The 17299-nt window shown below is 74.1% G+C and carries 16 protein-coding genes and 1 tRNA gene; 8 read left to right on the forward strand and 9 right to left on the reverse strand.

What is annotated here, in order from left to right; all coding sequences use genetic code 11:
* The first annotated feature begins 84 nt into the window (after nucleotides 1-84).
* Genes B9L22_RS09540 through B9L22_RS09555 form a run of 4 tightly spaced genes read left to right on the forward strand, consistent with a single transcriptional unit; the run spans nucleotide 85 to nucleotide 2511 of the window.
* The gene (locus tag B9L22_RS09540; protein ID WP_233139920.1) at nucleotides 85-885 is read left to right on the forward strand and encodes a DUF881 domain-containing protein; all 801 of its coding nucleotides are present in this window, start codon (nucleotides 85-87) and stop codon (nucleotides 883-885) included.
* Nucleotides 882-1661: a class E sortase gene (locus B9L22_RS09545; RefSeq protein ID WP_086150133.1), complete on the forward strand. Its 780-nt coding sequence runs from the start codon at nucleotides 882-884 to the stop codon at nucleotides 1659-1661. The genes B9L22_RS09540 and B9L22_RS09545 overlap by 4 nt, the downstream gene beginning before the upstream one ends.
* A complete protein-coding gene (locus tag B9L22_RS09550) occupies nucleotides 1661-1855 on the forward strand; it encodes a hypothetical protein (RefSeq protein WP_086150134.1) in 195 nt (64 codons plus the stop codon). Before B9L22_RS09545 ends, B9L22_RS09550 begins: the two co-directional genes overlap by 1 nt.
* Nucleotides 1852-2511 carry an aminodeoxychorismate/anthranilate synthase component II gene (locus B9L22_RS09555; RefSeq protein WP_086150135.1) on the forward strand — a complete coding sequence of 220 codons (660 nt, stop codon included), beginning with the start codon at nucleotides 1852-1854 and terminating at the stop codon, nucleotides 2509-2511. Before B9L22_RS09550 ends, B9L22_RS09555 begins: the two co-directional genes overlap by 4 nt.
* A gap of 104 nt (nucleotides 2512-2615) precedes the next feature.
* Here B9L22_RS09555 and pknB read toward each other — a convergent pair whose 3' ends face one another.
* The 7 genes from pknB to B9L22_RS09590 all read right to left on the reverse strand — a co-directional run bounded on the left by pknB (nucleotide 2616) and on the right by B9L22_RS09590 (nucleotide 12227).
* The gene (pknB, locus tag B9L22_RS09560; RefSeq protein WP_086150136.1) at nucleotides 2616-4688 is read right to left on the reverse strand and encodes a Stk1 family PASTA domain-containing Ser/Thr kinase; all 2073 of its coding nucleotides are present in this window, start codon (nucleotides 4686-4688) and stop codon (nucleotides 2616-2618) included.
* A 110-nt stretch (nucleotides 4689-4798) separates the two neighbouring features.
* Nucleotides 4799-6469 carry a serine/threonine-protein kinase gene (locus B9L22_RS09565; RefSeq protein ID WP_086150137.1) on the reverse strand — a complete coding sequence of 557 codons (1671 nt, stop codon included), beginning with the start codon at nucleotides 6467-6469 and terminating at the stop codon, nucleotides 4799-4801.
* Nucleotides 6466-7932: a penicillin-binding protein 2 gene (locus tag B9L22_RS09570; protein WP_085386958.1), complete on the reverse strand. Its 1467-nt coding sequence runs from the start codon at nucleotides 7930-7932 to the stop codon at nucleotides 6466-6468. Before B9L22_RS09570 ends, B9L22_RS09565 begins: the two co-directional genes overlap by 4 nt.
* Nucleotides 7929-9569, reverse strand: a complete 1641-nt coding sequence (locus B9L22_RS09575) for an FtsW/RodA/SpoVE family cell cycle protein (protein WP_086150138.1) — start codon at nucleotides 9567-9569, stop codon at nucleotides 7929-7931. Before B9L22_RS09575 ends, B9L22_RS09570 begins: the two co-directional genes overlap by 4 nt.
* Nucleotides 9569-10999, reverse strand: a complete 1431-nt coding sequence (locus B9L22_RS09580) for a Stp1/IreP family PP2C-type Ser/Thr phosphatase (RefSeq protein ID WP_086150139.1) — start codon at nucleotides 10997-10999, stop codon at nucleotides 9569-9571. The genes B9L22_RS09575 and B9L22_RS09580 overlap by 1 nt, the downstream gene beginning before the upstream one ends.
* A 6-nt stretch (nucleotides 11000-11005) precedes the next feature.
* Nucleotides 11006-11509, reverse strand: coding sequence for an FHA domain-containing protein (locus tag B9L22_RS09585; RefSeq protein ID WP_034652653.1), 504 nt, complete (start codon nucleotides 11507-11509; stop codon nucleotides 11006-11008).
* Between the two features lie 10 nt (nucleotides 11510-11519).
* A complete protein-coding gene (locus B9L22_RS09590) occupies nucleotides 11520-12227 on the reverse strand; it encodes a DUF3662 and FHA domain-containing protein (protein ID WP_021480387.1) in 708 nt (235 codons plus the stop codon).
* Between the two features lie 400 nt (nucleotides 12228-12627).
* Here B9L22_RS09590 and B9L22_RS09600 point away from each other — a divergent pair.
* Nucleotides 12628-12711, forward strand: a tRNA-Leu gene (locus B9L22_RS09600).
* Nucleotides 12712-12834: 123 nt separating this feature from the next.
* Here the strand turns inward: B9L22_RS09600 and B9L22_RS09605 are convergent.
* Nucleotides 12835-13284: a DUF6389 family protein gene (locus B9L22_RS09605; RefSeq protein WP_086150141.1), complete on the reverse strand. Its 450-nt coding sequence runs from the start codon at nucleotides 13282-13284 to the stop codon at nucleotides 12835-12837.
* Nucleotides 13285-13374: 90 nt separating this feature from the next.
* Here B9L22_RS09605 and B9L22_RS09610 point away from each other — a divergent pair, with 90 nt between their 5' ends.
* Genes B9L22_RS09610 through B9L22_RS09620 form a run of 3 tightly spaced genes read left to right on the forward strand, consistent with a single transcriptional unit; the run spans nucleotide 13375 to nucleotide 16247 of the window.
* Entirely contained in the window at nucleotides 13375-13749 is a 375-nt protein-coding gene (locus B9L22_RS09610; RefSeq protein ID WP_024841614.1) for a PadR family transcriptional regulator, read from the forward strand.
* On the forward strand, nucleotides 13749-15125 hold the full coding sequence (locus B9L22_RS09615; RefSeq protein WP_086150261.1) for a permease prefix domain 1-containing protein: 1377 nt from the start codon (nucleotides 13749-13751) through the stop codon (nucleotides 15123-15125). Before B9L22_RS09610 ends, B9L22_RS09615 begins: the two co-directional genes overlap by 1 nt.
* 39 nt (nucleotides 15126-15164) lie before the next feature.
* Entirely contained in the window at nucleotides 15165-16247 is a 1083-nt protein-coding gene (locus B9L22_RS09620; RefSeq protein ID WP_086150142.1) for a squalene cyclase, read from the forward strand.
* Here the strand turns inward: B9L22_RS09620 and B9L22_RS09625 are convergent.
* Nucleotides 16172-17227 carry an ABC transporter substrate-binding protein gene (locus B9L22_RS09625; RefSeq protein ID WP_086150143.1) on the reverse strand — a complete coding sequence of 352 codons (1056 nt, stop codon included), beginning with the start codon at nucleotides 17225-17227 and terminating at the stop codon, nucleotides 16172-16174. The genes B9L22_RS09620 and B9L22_RS09625 overlap by 76 nt on opposite strands.
* Between the last annotated feature and the right edge of the window lie 72 nt (nucleotides 17228-17299).

The following is a 17299-nucleotide window of genomic DNA, read 5'->3' on the forward strand; positions in this document are numbered from 1 at the left end:
AGTCCACGACGCCGACGCACCACGCCGACGCACGACGCAGACCCGGTCGACGACCTCGTCCGCCCCCAGGAAGGAGACGGTCGCGTGAGCACCACGGACCCTGCCGCCACGGGCCCGGACGACCCCGCCGAGGGGCCGTCGTCCGCCCCGGGCGGCACGCCGCGCGCGCGTCGCGTGCGGTCCGCCGTGACCGTCGCGCTCGTCCTCGCGCTCGCCGGGGTCATGTTCACGGCGAACGCGCGCCTGGCGCGCGGCGACGAGTCCCGGCACCCGGAGAACCTCGCGCAGCTCGTCGACCGCGAGTCCGACCGCGTGGCCGACCTCGCGACGCAGGTCGACGCCCTGACGGCGGAGGTCGCGGGCCTGTCGCAGACCGGGGACGCGCCCACCGGCGTCGACCCCGACCTCGCGGCGCGCACCGCCGTCGCCGCGGGGACGACGCCCGTCCAGGGTGCCGGCGTCTCCGTGACGCTCGACGACGCGCCCCCCGAGGGCAGCTACCCGGCGGGGATCCGTCCCGACGACCTCGTCGTGCACCAGCAGGACATCCAGTCCGTCGTCAACGCGCTGTGGGCGGGCGGTGCCGAGGCGATGACGCTCCAGGGGCAGCGCGTCACGGCGACGTCGGCGTTCCGCTGCGCGGGCAACATCCTGCTGCTGCACGGCCGCGTCTACTCCCCGCCCTACGTCGTCGAGGCCGTGGGCGACCCCGAGGCCCTGCGCGACGCGCTCGACCGCTCGCCGGGCGTCCAGGTGTACAAGGAGTACGTCGACGCGGTGAACCTCGGCTGGTCGGTCGAGGACGAGAGCGACATCGAGATGCCGGGCTACCAGGGGGCGCTCGAGCTCCGCTACGCGCGCCCGTCCGACGCGGTGGCGTCGTGACTGCGACGAGCCCCGCACCGGCCCGGCACGCGGGGCACCGCGGCTCGGGTCGCGGGCCGGTGTCCGCCGTCGTGGGGGTGCTCGGCGAGCTGCTCATCACGCTGGGGATCCTGCTCGGCCTGTACGTCGTCTGGCAGCTCTGGTGGACGGACGTCCAGGCGGACCGCGTCCAGGCGCAGGTGCTCGAGGAGATCCAGGCGCCGACCCCGGACGCCGCGGACGTCGGCACGACGATCCTGCGCGACGACCCGCCCGTCCCCGCCGCGCCCGCGCTCGGCGAGGTGTGGGGCACGCTCTACGTGCCGCGCTGGGACGGCAAGATGATGCCGATCGCCGAGGGCACCGACAAGCGGTCGATCCTCGACCAGGCGATGGCCGGGCACTACCCCGAGACCGTCATGCCGGGCGCCGTCGGGAACTTCTCCCTCGCCGGGCACCGGCAGACGTACGGCAAGATCTTCCACGACGTCGAGGAGCTCGAGATCGGCGACCCGATCGTCGTCGAGGCCGACGGCACGTGGTACGTCTACCGCGTCGACCACATGCAGGCCGTGAAGCCCGACCAGGTCGAGGCGATCGCGCCCGTCCCGTGGCAGCCCGGCGTCGAGCCCACCGAGCGGTACCTCACGCTGACGACGTGCCACCCGATCGGCCTCAACTCGCTCGTCGCGCGGTACATCGTCAACGCGAAGTTCGACTACTGGATGCCCGTCGAGGACGGCACGCCGCCGGAGCTCGTCGGCCAGACCGCTCCCGCCGCCGAAGGAGGCTCGTGATGTACGGGGCGCTGTGGCGCGTGCTGCCCGGCCCGGCGTGGCTGCGGGTGCTGATCCTGCTCGTCCTCGCGGCCGCCGTCGTGCTCGCGTGCTTCGAGTGGCTGTTCCCGCTCGTGTCCGAGTACATGCCGTTCAACGACCCCAACATCCAGACCGACGCCGCCGGCGCAGCGTCCGTGGAGGCCCAGCGATGACCCACCCGACCCGCATCCTCGTCGTGGACAACTACGACTCGTTCGTCTACACGATCGTCGGCTACCTCGACCAGCTGGGCGCGCAGACCCTCGTCGTGCGCAACGACGCGGTGCCGGAGCCCGACGCCGACGGTCGCTTCCGCGACGTCGACGGCACCGTGTTCGACGGCGTCCTCGTCTCCCCCGGGCCCGGCACGCCGAAGGAGGCCGGGCAGAGCGAGCACGTGATCCGCACGTGCGCCGCGTCGCGCACGCCGATGCTCGGCGTGTGCCTGGGCCACCAGGCCCTCGCCGAGGTGTACGGCGCGACGGTCACGCACGCGCCCGAGCTCATGCACGGCAAGACGAGCCTCGTGGAGCACGAGGGCGAGGGCGTGCTCGCGGGCCTCCCCCTCCCGTTCACCGCGACGCGGTACCACTCGCTCGCCGTCGTGAGCGACACCGTGCCCGCGGAGCTCGAGGTGACGGCGACGACGGCCGGGGGCGTCATCATGGGCCTCCAGCACAAGGACCTGCCGCTGCACGGGGTCCAGTTCCACCCGGAGTCCGTGCTCACCGAGGGTGGCCATCGCCTGCTCGCGAACTGGCTCGAGGCGTGCGGCCTGGAGGGCGCCGTCGAGCGCTCCGCGGGCATGGCCCCGCTCGTGCGCCAGTAGCGAGCACCGCGCGGCGCCGGCCCCTCGGACGCCCCGCACGACGACAGGCCCTCACCTCCGTCGAGGTGAGGGCCTGTCGTCGTGGAGGGTCCGGGGGCGGTGGGTCAGCCCTCGCCGTCTCCGCCGTTGCCCCCGCCGTTCCCGTTCCCGCCGCCGTTGTTCCCGCCGCCGTTGTTCCCACCGTTGGACGGTCCGGGACCGGTCGAGACGATGAGCGACACCTGGGTGCCGACGGGGACCTCTGCCCCGCCGCGCGGGTCGGACCCGATCACGACGCCGGCCGGCCACTGGTCGGACTCCTGCGTCTGACGGGTGCCGACGTTCAGCTCGGCGCCACCGAGCGCGTCCTTCGCCTGGTCCTCGGTCATCCCGACGAGGTTCGACGGCACCGTCGTCGTCTCCGCCGCGCGCGGGATGGCGACCTTGAGGGTCACGGTCGACCCCTGCGGGACGCTGCCCGCGTTGGGCTGCTGCGAGAGCACCTGGTTCTCCGGCTCGTCGGACTCCTCCTCGCTGCGGTCGACCTTCAGGCCGAGCGCCTCGACGGTCGACTTCGCGGCGTCGAACTGCTGGCCCGTCACGTCCGGCAGCGCGACGAGGCCGCTCGACACGAACAGGTTGACCGTCGAGCCTGCCGGCACGGACTGGCCGGCGCCGGGGTCGGTCTTCGTCACCGCGCCCTTCGGGACGTCCGGCGAGTCCTCGGTGTTGACGTCGCCGACGTTGAGCCCGGCGTCGGAGAGGTACTGCCGGGCCTCCTCCTGCGTCTTGCCCTTGAGGTCCTGGATGGTGACGGCGTCGGGACCGGCCGAGAAGAAGGCGGTGACGGTCACCCCCAGCTCCTGGGTGGTGCCGCCGGCGGGGTCGGTCCGGGTGAACGTGCCCTCGGGCTCCGTGGAGTCCTGGTCGATCGCCTGCGCGTACTCGAAGCCCGCCTCGGTGATCCTCTGCTCGGCCTCCGCGGGCGTGACGCCCGCCGACAGCGTCGGGACGGTGCCGGTCGTCGGCTCGTCCTCGCCCTGGCTGTTGATGACGATCATCGTGATGATCGCGGCGAGCGCGAGCACGCCGATCGCGATGAGCGTCCACATGAGGCCCTTGCGGCTCTTGGGCTGCTCGTCGTCCTCGCCGGGCGGCTGCTCCCCCGGCGGGACGGCGGGTGCCGCGCTGGTCGCCCAGGGGTTCGCCGCCGCGGCGGCCGGTGCCATGACCTGCGTCGCGGACTCGACCATCGTCGGCTGGAGGTCGGCGGCCGCGGCGGCGGCACCGAGGCCGGCGGCGGCGGCCGCGACCCCGAGCGCCGGGGCCGTGATCGACCCGCCGCGCACGGCGTTCTCCAGGTCGGCGCGGAACTCGGCGGCGCTCGAGTAGCGCGCCGTGCGGTCCTTGGCGAGCGCCTTGAGGGTGATGCGGTCGAGCACCTCGGGCACGTCGGGAGCGATCGCGCTCGGCGTGGCGGGCGCCTCGCGCACGTGCTGGTAGGCCACCGCGACGGGCGAGTCGCCGATGAACGGCGGGCGCCCCGTGAGCAGCTCGTAGAGCAGGCAGCCGGTCGAGTACAGGTCGGAGCGCGCGTCGACCGTCTCGCCGCGCGCCTGCTCCGGGGAGAGGTACTGCGCGGTGCCGATGACGGCCTGCGTCTGGGTCATGGTGGCCGCGGAGTCGGCGACCGCGCGGGCGATGCCGAAGTCCATGACCTTCACCGCGCCCGTCGGCGTGATCATCACGTTAGCGGGCTTGATGTCGCGGTGGACGATCCCGGCGTGGTGCGAGTACTCGAGCGCCGCGAGGACGCCCGCCGTGATCTCGACCGCCTCGTCGATGGGCACGGCCTGGCCGTCGCGCAGGATGTCCCGCACGGTGTGGCCCTCGACGTACTCCATGACGATGAACGGGACGTGCACCGCGTTGCCGGTGGCGTCCTCGTGCACGTCCTCGCCCGTGTCGTAGACCGCGACGATGGCCGGGTGGTTCAGGGAGGCCGCCGCCTGCGCCTCGCGACGGAAGCGCGCGAGGAACGACGGGTCGCGCGCGAGGTCGGAGCGCAGGATCTTGATCGCGACGGTACGACCGAGGCGGTTGTCGTGCCCGATGTGCACCTCGGCCATGCCACCACGGCCGATGAGCTCACCGACCTGGTAGCGCCCGGCAAGCACTCGGGGAGCGTTGTCCACCACTCATTCGTCCTTCGGTGTCGTCGGAGCCGTGGGCGCGTCCGCCCACGGCACAGCTGGCGCAATCATCCCACCCGCGACCCTGCGGCCACGCGGGGAACACCACGATGTCGTCACGATGTCACCCGTCCGGGGAGCGTCTCGGCGTCGGGCACGGCGACCTCGACGGAGGTCTCCGCGCCCCGCACGGGGGCGGCGTCGCCGCCGTCGCCGTCCCGGTCCCCGAGCGTGGCGATCGTCGCGATCACCAGCACGAGCAGGAGGCCCAGGAGGGCGACGAGGGGCCAGGTCAGGCCGTTGGGCAGGCCTCCCAGGCGGCGGCCCGTCGTGGTCGACGTGCGGCGCCCCGCGGAGCGCGAGGGCACGGGTGCCGACTGCGACTGACGTCGCGCCTCGGCGCGGGTCGCCGGGGCGACGGGCTCGGCGCGCGTCGAGCCCCCGGGCGCGCCGGCCGGGCGCGTGCCCGCGCGGGTGGGCTGCGGCCGTCGTGAGGAGCGCGTCGGACCGTGCATCTCGCGGCGCGGCGGGTACGACCGCGGGGCGGCCGGGTCGTCCGCCGGGGCCGCGGGGACGGGGCGCTCCCACGGGAGGGCGGGGCCGGGCGCGGCGTCGTCCGGTGCGGGCGGCGCCGGGACGGGCTCGGCGGTCTCCGGGACCGTCCCGCCGTGCCGGCCGAGCGGGCGGACGCGGGTGGCGTCGTCGTCGGGCGGCCCGGGGGGCGTCGCGGCCGACGGCGGCACCTCCGCCTGCGCGGCGTGCGCGGCGCGACGCGGCTCGGGGGCGACCCACGGGTTCGCCGGGTCGGGCGCGTGCGGGTCGCGCACCGCGGCCGGGATGACGAGCGGCGTGATGACGGGTGCCGGGTCCGGCTCGGGCGCGGGGACGTCGTCGGCGGTGGTGCGGGCCCGGCGCGCGTGGCGCGTGGGGGCGGGCGCCCCCGTGCGTGCCGACCAGGGGTCGCTCGCGAGGCGCGCGGCGATGCCCTCGAAGACGCGTGCGAGCGCGTCGGCCGGGTGGGGCCGCGCCAGCGGGTCCTTGGCGAGCATGACCATGACGAGCTCGCCGAGCTCCGGGTCGACCGACGTCGGCAGCGGCGGCACCGGCTCGTTGACGTGCGCGACCGCGATGTCCACCGGCGTGGACCCCGTGAACGGGCGGTTCCCCGCGATGGACTCGTACGCGACGATGCCGAGCGCGTAGATGTCCGAGGCGCCGGTGGCGGCCTGGCCGACGGCCTGCTCGGGCGAGAGGTACTGGGCCGTGCCCATGACCATGCCCGTCGCGGTCATCGGGACCTGGTTGGCCGCGAGCGAGACCCCGAAGTCGGTGATCTTCACCGTGCCGGAGCGGTCGATGAGGATGTTCCCGGGCTTGACGTCCCGGTGCACGACGCCGGACAGGTGGGCGGCGTGCAGCGCCCGGGCGGTCTGCGCGAGGATCGGCAGGAGCCGCGCGGGCGGGAGCACCGGCTCGCGCTCCAGCAGGTCCGCCATGGGCTCGCCCACGACGAGCTCCATGACGAGGTACCCGGAGCCGTTGGTCTCGCCGTAGTCGTACATCTGCGCGATGTTGGGGTGCGAGAGCGCCGCGCTGTTGCGGGCCTCGGTGCGCAGGCGGTTGAGGAAGTCCTCGTTGCCGGCGTACTCGCTCCGCAGGACCTTGACCGCGACCTCGCGGCCGAGCGCGTCGTCGGCCGCGACCCACACCTCGCCCATGCCGCCGACGGCGATGCGCCGCACGAGGCGGTAGCGGTTGCCGAGCGTCAGCCCCCGGACCGGCTTCATCCGTTCAACACCGCCTCCATGACGGCGCGGGCGATCGGCGCGGCGATCGCGCCGCCCGTCGCCTCGTTGCCCATCGAGCCGCCGTTCTCGACGATGACCGCGACCGCGACCTGCGGGTCGTCGGCCGGGGCGAAGCTCGTGAACCACGCGTGCGGCGCGGCTTCGCCGCCCGTCTCGGCGGTGCCCGTCTTGCCCGCGACCTGCACGCCCGGGATCTGCGCGGACTTCCCGGAGCCGTTCTGCACGACGCCCACCATCATCTGGGTGAGCTGCTCGGCGGTCGACGGGGAGACCGAGGTGCGCAGACGGCGCGGCTCCGACTGCCGGACGACGTCGAGGTCGGGGTTGCGGATCGTCTCGACGGTGTACGGGGCCATCTGCACGCCGTCGTTCGCGATCGCGGCGGCGACCATCGCCATCTGGAGCGGCGTGACCTTGACCTCGCCCTGGCCGATGCCGGCGCGCGCGATCCCGGCGGCGTCGGCGCCCGGCGTGCCCTCGGCGGGGAAGCGGCTCGGCGTGACGTCCATGGGGATCTCGAGCGAGGCGTCGAAGCCGAAGTCCTCGGCCTGGTCGCGCATCGCGTCCTCGCCGAGGGTCATCGCCAGGTCGCCGAACGCGGTGTTGCACGAGATGCGCAGCGCGTCCGCGAGGGTCATCTCGCCCGTGGGCGAGCAGCGCGTGCCGCCGAAGTTCTTCATCGTCTGCGTCGACTGGGGGTACGGCAGCTCGTCCGGGGCCGGGATCACGGTCTCGGGCGTGTACTGCCCGCTCTCGAGCGCCGCGGCGGAGGTGACGATCTTGAACGTCGAGCCCGGCGGGTACGTGTTGCCGCGGATGGCCCGGTTCGACATCGGGTTGCCCTCGGCGTTGAGCAGCTCCTGGTAGCGCTGGCGCGCGAGGGCGGTGTCGTGCGTCGCGAGCTCGTTCGGGTCGTAGCTCGGCTTCGAGACGAGCGCGAGGACACGGCCCGTCTTCGGCTCGATCGCGACGACGGCGCCGCGCTGGTCACCCAGCGCGTCCCACGCGGCCTGCTGGGCCGCCGGGTCGATCGTCAGCTCGACGGACGCGCCCTGCGGCTGCTGCCCCGTGAAGAGCGCGCTCAGGCGGTCGAGCCACAGCGAGCTCGCCTCGCCGTTGAGGTAGTCGTTCTCCTTGTCCTCGATCTCCGTGCGCCCGTTGGTGAGCGACAGGAAGCCGGAGACGGGCGCGTAGAGCGGGCCGTTGGAGTACTGGCGCTGGAAGCCGAACGCGTCGTCCACCGGCGTCGAGGACGCGATGGCGTCACCCGCGACGACGATCGGGCCGCGGAACTTGTTGTACTCGCGGTAGATCGTGCGGGCGTTGCGCGAGTCGTTGTTGAGCGAGTCGGCCTGGACGAACTGGATGTACGTCGTCGACACCATGAGCGCGAGGAACATCACGAGGACGACGGTCGCGACGCGACGCAGGGGGACGTTCACCGGGCTCCTCCCCAGGGGTCACGGTCGGTCTCGGCACCCGCGTCCGGGCGCTGCACGACCTCGGTCCGCAGGTCGTCCGGGTGGTCGGGGACCTCCCCGGTGCGGCCGACGGCGGGCTGGACGCCCGTCGTCGCGCGCGCGGGGCCCGTGGACGGACCGGGGACGGCGGGCGCGCCGACCGTGGTGGGGGCGTCGTCGGGCAGGGCGCCCACGGCCGCGCCGCCGCCCACGACCGCGACCGGGTCGGAGTCGGTGCGGCTCCGCGCGCCGCCGGGCGCGACCTGCCCGCGCACGGGCAGGGAGGAGGGGCGCCGCGCGTCGTCCGATATGCGCAGGAGCAGCCCGACGACGAGCCAGTTCGCGAGGAGCGACGAACCGCCCTGGGCGACGAACGGCATGGTCAGGCCCGTGAGCGGGATGATCCGCGTGATCCCGCCGACCACGACGAAGAGCTGCCACGCCATGACGAACGCGAGACCGCCCGCGAGCAGCTTGCCGAACCCGTCGCGCACGCCGATCGCGGTGCGCAGGCCGCGCTCCACGAGGACGAGGTACGCGAGCAGGATGCCGATGAGCCCCGTGAGACCGAGCTCCTCGCCGAGCGACGCGTAGATGAAGTCGGAGAACGCGTACGGGACCGTGCGCGGGTAGCCCGCGCCCCAGCCCGTCCCGAAGAGCCCGCCGTTGCCGAGCGAGAACAGGCCGCCAACGAGCTGGCCCGAGCCACCCGGGCTGCGGCCGAAGATCTCCGGGTCGAACGGGTGCAGCCACACGTCGACGCGCGCCTGAACGTGCCCGAACGTCGACGCCGCGAGCACCGCGCCGACCGCGATGAGGAGCAGACCGATGACGACCCAGCTCACGCGCTCGGTCGCGATGTAGAGCATCGCGACGAACAGGCCGAAGAACAGGAGCGAGGTCCCGAGGTCGCGCTCGAACACGAGGATCGCGAGCGAGACGAGCCAGACGATGATGATCGGCCCGAGGTCGCGCAGGCGCGGGAGCTGGAGTCCGAGCACGCGGGGGCCGGCGAGCGCGAGCGTGTCGCGGTTCGTCACGAGGTAGCCCGCGAAGAAGATCGCGAACGCGACCTTCGCGAACTCGGCCGGCTGGAGCGAGAAGCCGAACAGGTTGATCCAGATCTGGGCGCCGTTGATGCGGGTGCCCAGGCCCGGGACGAGCGGCAGTGCGACGAGCACGATGCCCGCGATCATCGCGGTGTAGGTGTAGCGGCGCAGGGTCCGGTGGTCGCGCAGGAACCAGACGAGGGCGAACGCGCAGAGGATGCCGAGCGCCGTCCACTGGAGCTGGCGCGGCGCGAGGTCCTGGGTGCCACCCGTGACCTGCGAGCCCAGGTCCAGGCGGAAGATCATGGCCAGGCCGATGCCGTTGAGCGCGACGGCGATCGGCAGGATCACCGGGTCCGCGTACGGCGCCTTGAACCGCAGCAGCACGTGCGCGGCGCCCGCGAGCACGACCGTGCCGATGCTGTACACGTAGAAGCGCCCTGGGAGCTCGCCCGTGAGCTGCAGGCCCACGAGCGCGTACGCCCCGATGCCCAGCGCGAGCGCGAGGACGAGCAGACCGAGCTCCGCGCCCCGGCCGGGGCGCACCTCGGTGGTCTCCACCGTGGCCATCAGGCCCCCGAGCCGGCGCCGTCGGTGGGCGCGGGGGTCACGTCCGGCGCGTCGGCGTCCGGCGTCCCCGTCGTCGCGCCGTCGACGGTCCCGTCCGCGGGCGGTTCGGTCGAGCCGTCGGTCGCGGGGGTCTCGGTGGTGTCCTCCGTGGCCTCGGCGACCAGCCGCTCGGCGCGGGCGCGGGCGTCCTCGAGCGACTGCGCGGGGATCGTGGTCTCCAGGCGGTCGACGACGTAGCCCGGCAGCTCGTCGACGCGCGTCCCCGTGAGCTCGATCGGGGTCGACAGCGTGACGGGGCCCGCGTTCTCCGGGATGCCGCGGAACACCGCGACCTGGCCGTCGGCGACGCCCACGTAGTACTGCGACTGCGTCCAGCGGTAGCCCGCCCAGCCCGCGACGCCCAGGCCCGCGACCACGAGCAGGATCGCGACCACGGTGACCCAGCGCCGGGGCGCGCGACCGGGACGCACGTCGTCCTCGTCGTCGCCGGAGCCCTCGGGGGTGGTGCGACCCTCCGCGCCGTCCTCGTCCGCCGCGTCGGCGTCCGGGTCCTCGGCCGGGGCGGTCGCCTTCGTGCTCGCCATGAGCGCGGCCGCGCGGGCCGCCGGGCCGTCCGCGGCCGACGTCGGGGCGTCGCGGTCGATCGCCGCGGACCCGACGACCTGCGCGCCCGTGCCGGGGGCCCCGCCGTCGGGCAGGGCGTCGACGTCCACGACGTCCGCGACGACGACCGTCACGTTGTCCGTGCTGCCCGCGCGCAGCGCGAGCTGGAGCAGGTGGTCGGCGCACGCGTCGACGTCGTCCGTGTCGGCGAGCGTCTGCGCGATGGTCTCCTGGCTGACGAACCCGGACAGGCCGTCCGAGCACAGGAGCCAGCGGTCGCCCGGCTTCGCCTCGCGCACGGACATGTCCGGCGTGAGGTCGATGTCGAAGTCGCCCAGCACGCGCATGACGACGTTGCGCTGGGGGTGGGTCTCCGCCTCGTCCGCCGAGATGCGCCCCGTGTCGACGAGGTGCTGGACGAACGTGTGGTCGGTCGTGACCTGGTTCAGCTCGCCGTCGCGCAGCAGGTAGGCGCGCGAGTCGCCGAGGTGCGCCATGGCGAGCTTGTTGCCCGCGCGCAGGATCGCGGTGACGGTGGTGCCCATGCCGACCAGCTCGGGGTCGGTCACGCTGCGGTCCACGAGGTCCTGGCGGGCGTGGTCGATCGAGCGCTCGAGCTCGGCCAGCGCGTCGTCCGGGCCGTGCGACTCGCCGTCGAGCGGGGCGAGCGCGGCGATCGCGATGGACGACGCGACGTCGCCCCCCGCGTGGCCGCCCATGCCGTCCGCGACGACGAGCAGGTGCGGGCCCGCGTAGCCGGAGTCCTGGTTGTTGGAGCGCACGAGCCCGACGTCGGAGCGCGCGGCGTAGCGCAGGGCGATGTTCACTGCGGGCTACCTCTGCAGCTCGACGACGGACTGACCGATCCGCACCCGCGTCCCCGGGCCCAGGGGGGTGACCTGGGCGATCCGCTGGTCCTCGACGTAGGTGCCGTTCGTGGAGCCCAGGTCCTCGACGAACCAGGACCCGTGCTGCGGGAAGATGCGGGCGTGGCGCGACGACGAGTAGTCGTCGTCGAGGACGAGCGTGCAGCTCGGCGCGCGGCCGATGAGGATCGACGACGTCGTGAGCGGGATCGTCGTGCCGGTCAGCGGGCCGGCGGTGACGACGAGCCGCGACGGGCCCGCGGGCGCGGCGGGCCGCGAGGGCTCCGGCGCGGCCGGGGTGGGGCCCGACGTCGGGCGGGCGGCCGGGGCGGGGCCGCCCTTCTTGCCGCGGCGCGGCGTGATCTTCGTGCCGTACAGGTCCCGACGCAGCACCCCGATCGCGGAGAGCACGAACACCCAGAGCAGCACCAGGTAGCCCAGCCGGAGCAGGGTGAACGTGAGATCGGTCATGCGGGCCGGATCACCACTCCTCGTTGTCGGACGCGCCGGTCCAGAACATGATGCGGGTCCGGCCGATCGTCAGGGAGTTCCCGTCGAGCAGCGTCGCGGCCGGTACCTGGTGGCCCTCGACGAACAGCCCGTTCGTGGAGCCGAGGTCCGTCGCGATCACGCCCTCCGGGGTCACGCGGATCTCCAGGTGGCGCCGCGAGACGCCCGGGTCGTCGACGACGATGTCGGCCTCCGAGCCGCGGCCGATCACCGTGACCGGACCGGTGAGCAGGTAGCGCTGCCCGTCGATGTCGACGAGCGGGTGGCGCGTGCTCGGGGACGCCGTCGTGGCGGGGGCGACGTTGCCGCGCACGCTCGCCGAGCGGAGCTGGAAGCGGCCGACGTCGAGCGTGTCGTTCTGCTCGAAGCTCACGCTCACGGGGCCGACGAACGCGTAGTGCTGCGACGCGGCGTACTGGGTGACGTTCGACGCCAGCTCGTCGGCGAGCGTCTCCGCGCCCCACCCCTCGACCTGGCCGAAGTCGTCCACCGACAGCTCGATGGTGAACTCGTTGGGCACGACCGTGCGCTCGCGGTCGACGACGGCGGCGCGGTCGTCGACCTCGCGCCGCAGCGCGCTCGCGAGCTCGACGGGCTTGACCTCGCTGCGCCCGACCTTCGCGAACGCGTTGTTCACGACGCGCTCGACGCCCTTCTCGAAGCGGTCCAGGACTCCCATGCCACCTCCTCCCTCGTGCTCGCTCGTGCCGCGGCTCACGCCGCGCGGATCTCGTCTGCTCTGCCGGCGCCCTCCCCCGGTGGCCCCCGCGCACCCGCGTCCGGGCAGACTACCTAGATCGTATCGATCGCGTCGGACCAGCAGGCCCGTTTCGTCGGACGATTACCGGACGGATGTGGCGCTTTCGTGGTGGAGCGTGTGAACGTCGGGCGTCCGCTCCCCCGCCGAGCACGAGGTTGCCGTCGTCTCGCCGCTCTTCCCGGGAGCGACGACGTGCTCGATGGCGACGAAGGTCGTGGTCGGCGACGGGGCCACGCCGCGGTGCGTCCGGGTGGCGGGCGTCACGCAGGACGGCGCGGTGCCGGTCGGTCGCCCGCGCCGTGCTAGTCTTCTGCGGCACGCGCGAGTGGCGGAATAGGCAGACGCGCACGGTTCAGGTCCGTGTGCCCGAAAGGGCGTGGGGGTTCAACTCCCCCCTCGCGCACGTGACGAGGTCCCGGTCAGGTCTTCCCTGACCGGGACTTTCGCATTCCCGGCCCGTGCTCTTCCTCCAGGCGGCGCCTCCGGGGGTCGCCCCCGGTGACCACGCGTGGCCCGGCTCCCCCGCTCACGGCGCGAGCGCGCGCGGCACGGACGTGCCGTAGCCGTCGTGCCCCTCCACCACGCCCGGCACGCGCGACCTGTCGCGCGCTGCGGCGTCCCACACCTCCACGACCCAGTCGGCGGCGGTGTCGACGACGACGTCGCGCGCGTCGTACGGCTCGCGGCCGGGCGCCACGAGCGGCACGTCCGGGACGGGGCCGTCCTCGCCGTGCACGACCTCGAACAGCGTGCGGTGCGGCGCGATCGCGCGGTCGAGCACGACGGCGTCGGGGCCGTCGAGCGACACGACGACGTCGAACGTGCCCTCGCCGTCCTGGTCGGGGAAGACGGTGACGACGATCTCCTCCGCGCGGTCCGGGAGCGCGTCGACGACGGCGCGCAGGCGGCGCACGGCCTCCGGCGTCGCGGCGTCGAGGTGGCCTCGCACGAGGCGGGCGTGGGTCGCGGCGTCCATCGCGTCACCGTAGCGCCGGGAGAGGCCGCCGAGGCCAACCCTAGATCTGCTAGGGTCGTAACCCCTAGAACAACTAGGCATAGGAGCGTTATGCGTATCGACAAGGACCTCGTGGCCGCCTCGGCCACCCCGCTCGTGCTCGGGATCCTCGCCGACGGCGAGTCCTACGGCTACGCGATCCTCAAGCGCGTGGACGAGCTCTCGGGCGGCCGGATGCAGTGGACCGACGGCATGCTCTACCCGCTGCTGCACCGGCTGGAGCGCCTCGGGCTCGTCGAGGCGTCGTGGGGCACGTCCGACGTCGGCCGGCGTCGCAAGCACTACGCGATCACGGCCGCGGGGCGCGAGGCGCTCGTCGAGCGCCAGGCGCAGTGGGACGTCGTCGCGCACGCGCTCCAGCAGGTGTGGCGCTCCGCCCAGGACGGGCTGCAGAGCCCGCCGCGCGTCGCGGAGGGGTGGGCCTGATGGGCGCCGCGACCGCGCCGGCCGGCGCCGCGAGCCCCGGCCCGCACGCCGCGCTCGAGGCGCAGATCGACCAGTGGCGCGGGTACGTCCGGCGCCGGGAGGCGATCTCCGCGGCGGACGTCGACGAGATGGAGGACCACCTGCGCGAGCGGGTCGAGGACCTGCGCGCGACGGGCCTCGACGACGACGAGGCCTTCCTCGTCGCCGTGAAGCGCATGGGCACGCTCGACGACCTGTCGCGCGAGTTCGCGCAGGAGCACTCCGAGCGCCTGTGGAAGCAGCTCGTCCTCGTGGGCCAGCAGCCGGGCCGCACCCGCTCGTGGCGCGAGCTCGCGGTCGTGCTCGGGCTCGCCGTCGCGGTGGGCGTCACGGTCAAGGTGGCGACCGTGCTCCTGCCCTGGGAGACGGTCGGCCTCAACGTCGGGCTCCTCGTGCTGCCGTTCCTCACGGCCTACCTCGCGTGGAAGCGCCAGGTCACGCTGCGTGTCGTCGGCGCGCTCGTCGTGCCGTTCGTCGTGCTGGGCGTCGTGCTCAACGTGTACCCGTTCGCGCCCACGGACGCGACGTTCGTCCTCGCGGCGCTCGCCGCCCCGGTGACGCTGTGGTCCGTCGTCGGGCTCGCCTACGTGGGCGGGCGGTGGCGCTCGGACGCGCGTCGCATGGACTTCGTGCGGTTCACGGGCGAGCTCGCCGTGTACTACACGCTCATCGCGCTCGGGGGCGGGGTGCTGCTCGGCCTGACGATCGGGGTCTTCTCGCTCGCCGGCGTCGACCTCGAGCCCTACCTCGACACCTGGATCCTCACCCTGTGCGTCCCGGCGGCGCTCATCGTGGCCGCCTGGCTCGTCGAGGCCAAGCAGAACGTCGTCGAGAACATCGCGCCCGTGCTCACGCGCGTGTTCACGCCCCTGACGCTCGTCATGCTCCTCGCCGCGTTCGTCGTCCTCGCGACCGCGGGGAACCTCGCGGCCGTGGACCGTGAGCTGCTCATCCTCATGGACGCGATCCTCGTGCTCGTCCTGTGCCTGCTCCTCTACTCCGTCTCCGCGCGCGACCCGCTCGCGCCCGGCTCGTTCTTCGACGGGCTCCTGGTGGTCCTCGTCGGCGCGGCGCTCGCCGTCGACGCCGTCGCGCTCACCGCGATGCTCACGCGCATCGCCGAGTTCGGCGTGAGCCCCAACAAGGCGGCGGCGCTCGGGCTCAACCTCCTGCTGCTCGTCCACCTCGCGTGGTCGGCCGTGCTCGCGACGGCGTTCCTCCGCGGGCGCCGGCCGTTCGCCGACCTCGTCGCGTGGCAGACGCGCTTCCTCCCCGTCTACGCGGCGTGGGCGGCGGTCGTCGCCCTCGTGTTCCCGCCCGTGTTCGGCTTCGTCTGACCGACGGCGGTCGGCCGTCCCCGGGCGTAGCGTGACGGGATGGCCGACCGACCGTCCGGCGGGCCGGTCGACGACGACGTCGTCGGCTGGCTGCTCGACGCCGACCCGGCGCTGCGCTGGCAGGTGGAGCGCGACGTCGTGCACGCCCCGCCCTCCGTGTGGCGGGCGACGCGGGCGCGCGTCGCGACCGAGGGCTTCGGCGCCCGGCTCCTCGCGCTCCAGGACCCCGACGGGCAGTGGGCGGGCGGCGCGTACTTCCCCGCGGACGTCGGCGTGGACGGCGCGGCCGCGCCGGACGCCGAGGGCAGGCCCGAGGAGGGCCAGCCCTGGACCGCGACCACCTGGTCGCTCGTCGCGCTGCGCGAGTGGGGCCTCGACCCCGAGGTGCTCCGCGCGCGCCGCACGCCCGAGCTGTTGGCCGAGCACTGCCGCTGGGAGTACGACGACCTGCCCTACTGGGGCGGCGAGGTCGACTGGTGCATCAACGGGTACACGCTCGCCGCGGGCGCGTGGCTCGGCGTCGACGTGACGAGGCTGCTCCGCACCGTCCTCGACGGTCGGCTGCCCGACGGCGGGTGGAACTGCGCGTGGGTCGAGGGCGCGACCGTGTCGTCGTACCACTCGACGCTCAACGCGCTCAAGGGCCTCCTCGCCTACCAGGAGCACGCCGGGGCCACGGACGAGCTGCGCGCCGCGCGCCGCGCCGGCGAGGAGTACCTGCTCCGCCGCGGCCTGTTCCGCCGGCTCGGCACCGGCGAGCCCGTCGGGGACTGGGCGTTCCGCCTCGCCTACCCGTTCCGCTGGTACTACAGCGTGCTCAACGCGCTGGTCTACCTGCGCGCCGCGTCGCTGCTCGACGGCACGCCGCCGGACCCGCGCGCGGCGGACGCGGTCGAGCACGTCCGCCGCGCGCGGCGCCCGGACGGCACCTGGCTCCAGGGCCGGCGCCACCCGGGCCGCGTGTGGTTCGAGGTCGACGCCCCCGCGGGCGAGCCGTCCCGCTGGCTCACGTACCACGCGACCGTCGTCCTCGACTGGTGGGACGGTCAGGACGCGGGCGGCCCCGAGACGACCTCGGCGCCGTCGAGCACCGCGATGAGCTCGTCGAACCACTCGACGTAGCTCGCCCACGTGAACGGGCGCTTGTCGTCCCAGCCCACGACCTGCCCCGCCTGGACCGCGGGCAGGCCCGCGTACACGGGGTTCGCCGCCATGGCCTCGTCGGAGCCGGTGTAGCTGAGCACGACGTCCGCCGGGTAGTCCGGCACGCGCTCCCAGCTCAGCTCCGCCCAGGCCTGCTGGTCCTGCGGGCCGCCGATCGTGAAGCCCAGCTCCTCCAGCAGCGCGAGCTGGCCCAGGGTCCGCTGCCCGACCCACAGCTCCTCGGCCCCGTTGAGCGGCAGGATCGTCAGCGGCTTCTCCGCGGCGATCGCCCGCAGGGTGTCGAGGCGCTCGTCGAACGCGGCGCGCGCCTCCGCGACCTCCGGGGTGTCCGCGTCGCCGCCGAGCGCCTCCGCGAGCGACGCGTAGTCCTCGATCACCTCGACGACGGGCCGGCCGGAGAACTTCATCCCGACGAACGGCGCGACGGCGGTCGCCTCCTCGGTGATCTTGTCGTCCCACCACCGCCACGCCGTGCCGTCCTCCGTGCCGAACCCGATCACGAGGTCGGGGTCGAGCGCGAGCAGCTTCTCCAGGTTGAGCTCGGCGTCGGTGCCGACGACCTCCATCTCGTCGACCCGCGCGTTGCCGATCGACAGCGCCCCGGTGTCCGAGAAGCCGTACCCGAACACGCCGTCGGGCCGCACGCCGTAGTCCCACAGCGCGGCGGCCGAGTAGCCGTCGACGACGAGGCGGTCCGGCGCCTCGTCGAGCTCGTACGTCGTGCCGTGGCCCGAGGACGTCCACGACCAGCCGTCAGCGCTCGCGGACGGCTGGTCGTCCCCGGCGCCGTCGGAGCCCGCGTCGGTGCCCGGGGAGCACGCCGCGACGACGGCCGTGAGACCGAGCGCGAGCGTGGCCGCCGCGACCGTGCGCGCGGGCCGGCGCCGCGCACGGGGCGCGCCGGGCAGGGTGGACGAGAGACGGGTCGTGCGGGTCATGCGGTGCTCCTCCGACGAGGCGGTGCGGGCGAGCGCAGGACGGTGGGGGGCCGGTCGGGCGGGTGGTCCGAC

The sequence above is a fragment of the Cellulosimicrobium sp. KWT-B genome, assembly GCF_002127155.1.
In the GTDB taxonomy this organism is placed as follows: domain Bacteria; phylum Actinomycetota; class Actinomycetes; order Actinomycetales; family Cellulomonadaceae; genus Cellulosimicrobium; species Cellulosimicrobium funkei.

Bases quoted from the DNA above. Each gene is read 5' to 3' on its own strand.
- B9L22_RS09550 (WP_086150134.1), top strand. From the start codon at position 1,661: ATGTACGGGGCGCTGTGGCGCGTGCTGCCCGGCCCGGCGTGGCTGCGG.
- B9L22_RS09555 (WP_086150135.1), top strand. From the start codon at position 1,852: ATGACCCACCCGACCCGCATCCTCGTCGTGGACAACTACGACTCGTTC.
- B9L22_RS09565 (WP_086150137.1), bottom strand. From the start codon at position 6,469: ATGAAGCCGGTCCGGGGGCTGACGCTCGGCAACCGCTACCGCCTCGTG.
- B9L22_RS09575 (WP_086150138.1), bottom strand. From the start codon at position 9,569: ATGGCCACGGTGGAGACCACCGAGGTGCGCCCCGGCCGGGGCGCGGAG.
- B9L22_RS09585 (WP_034652653.1), bottom strand. From the start codon at position 11,509: ATGACCGATCTCACGTTCACCCTGCTCCGGCTGGGCTACCTGGTGCTG.
- B9L22_RS09590 (WP_021480387.1), bottom strand. From the start codon at position 12,227: ATGGGAGTCCTGGACCGCTTCGAGAAGGGCGTCGAGCGCGTCGTGAAC.
- B9L22_RS09605 (WP_086150141.1), bottom strand. From the start codon at position 13,284: ATGGACGCCGCGACCCACGCCCGCCTCGTGCGAGGCCACCTCGACGCC.
- B9L22_RS09610 (WP_024841614.1), top strand. From the start codon at position 13,375: ATGCGTATCGACAAGGACCTCGTGGCCGCCTCGGCCACCCCGCTCGTG.
- B9L22_RS09615 (WP_086150261.1), top strand. From the start codon at position 13,749: ATGGGCGCCGCGACCGCGCCGGCCGGCGCCGCGAGCCCCGGCCCGCAC.
- B9L22_RS09620 (WP_086150142.1), top strand. From the start codon at position 15,165: ATGGCCGACCGACCGTCCGGCGGGCCGGTCGACGACGACGTCGTCGGC.
- B9L22_RS09625 (WP_086150143.1), bottom strand. From the start codon at position 17,227: ATGACCCGCACGACCCGTCTCTCGTCCACCCTGCCCGGCGCGCCCCGT.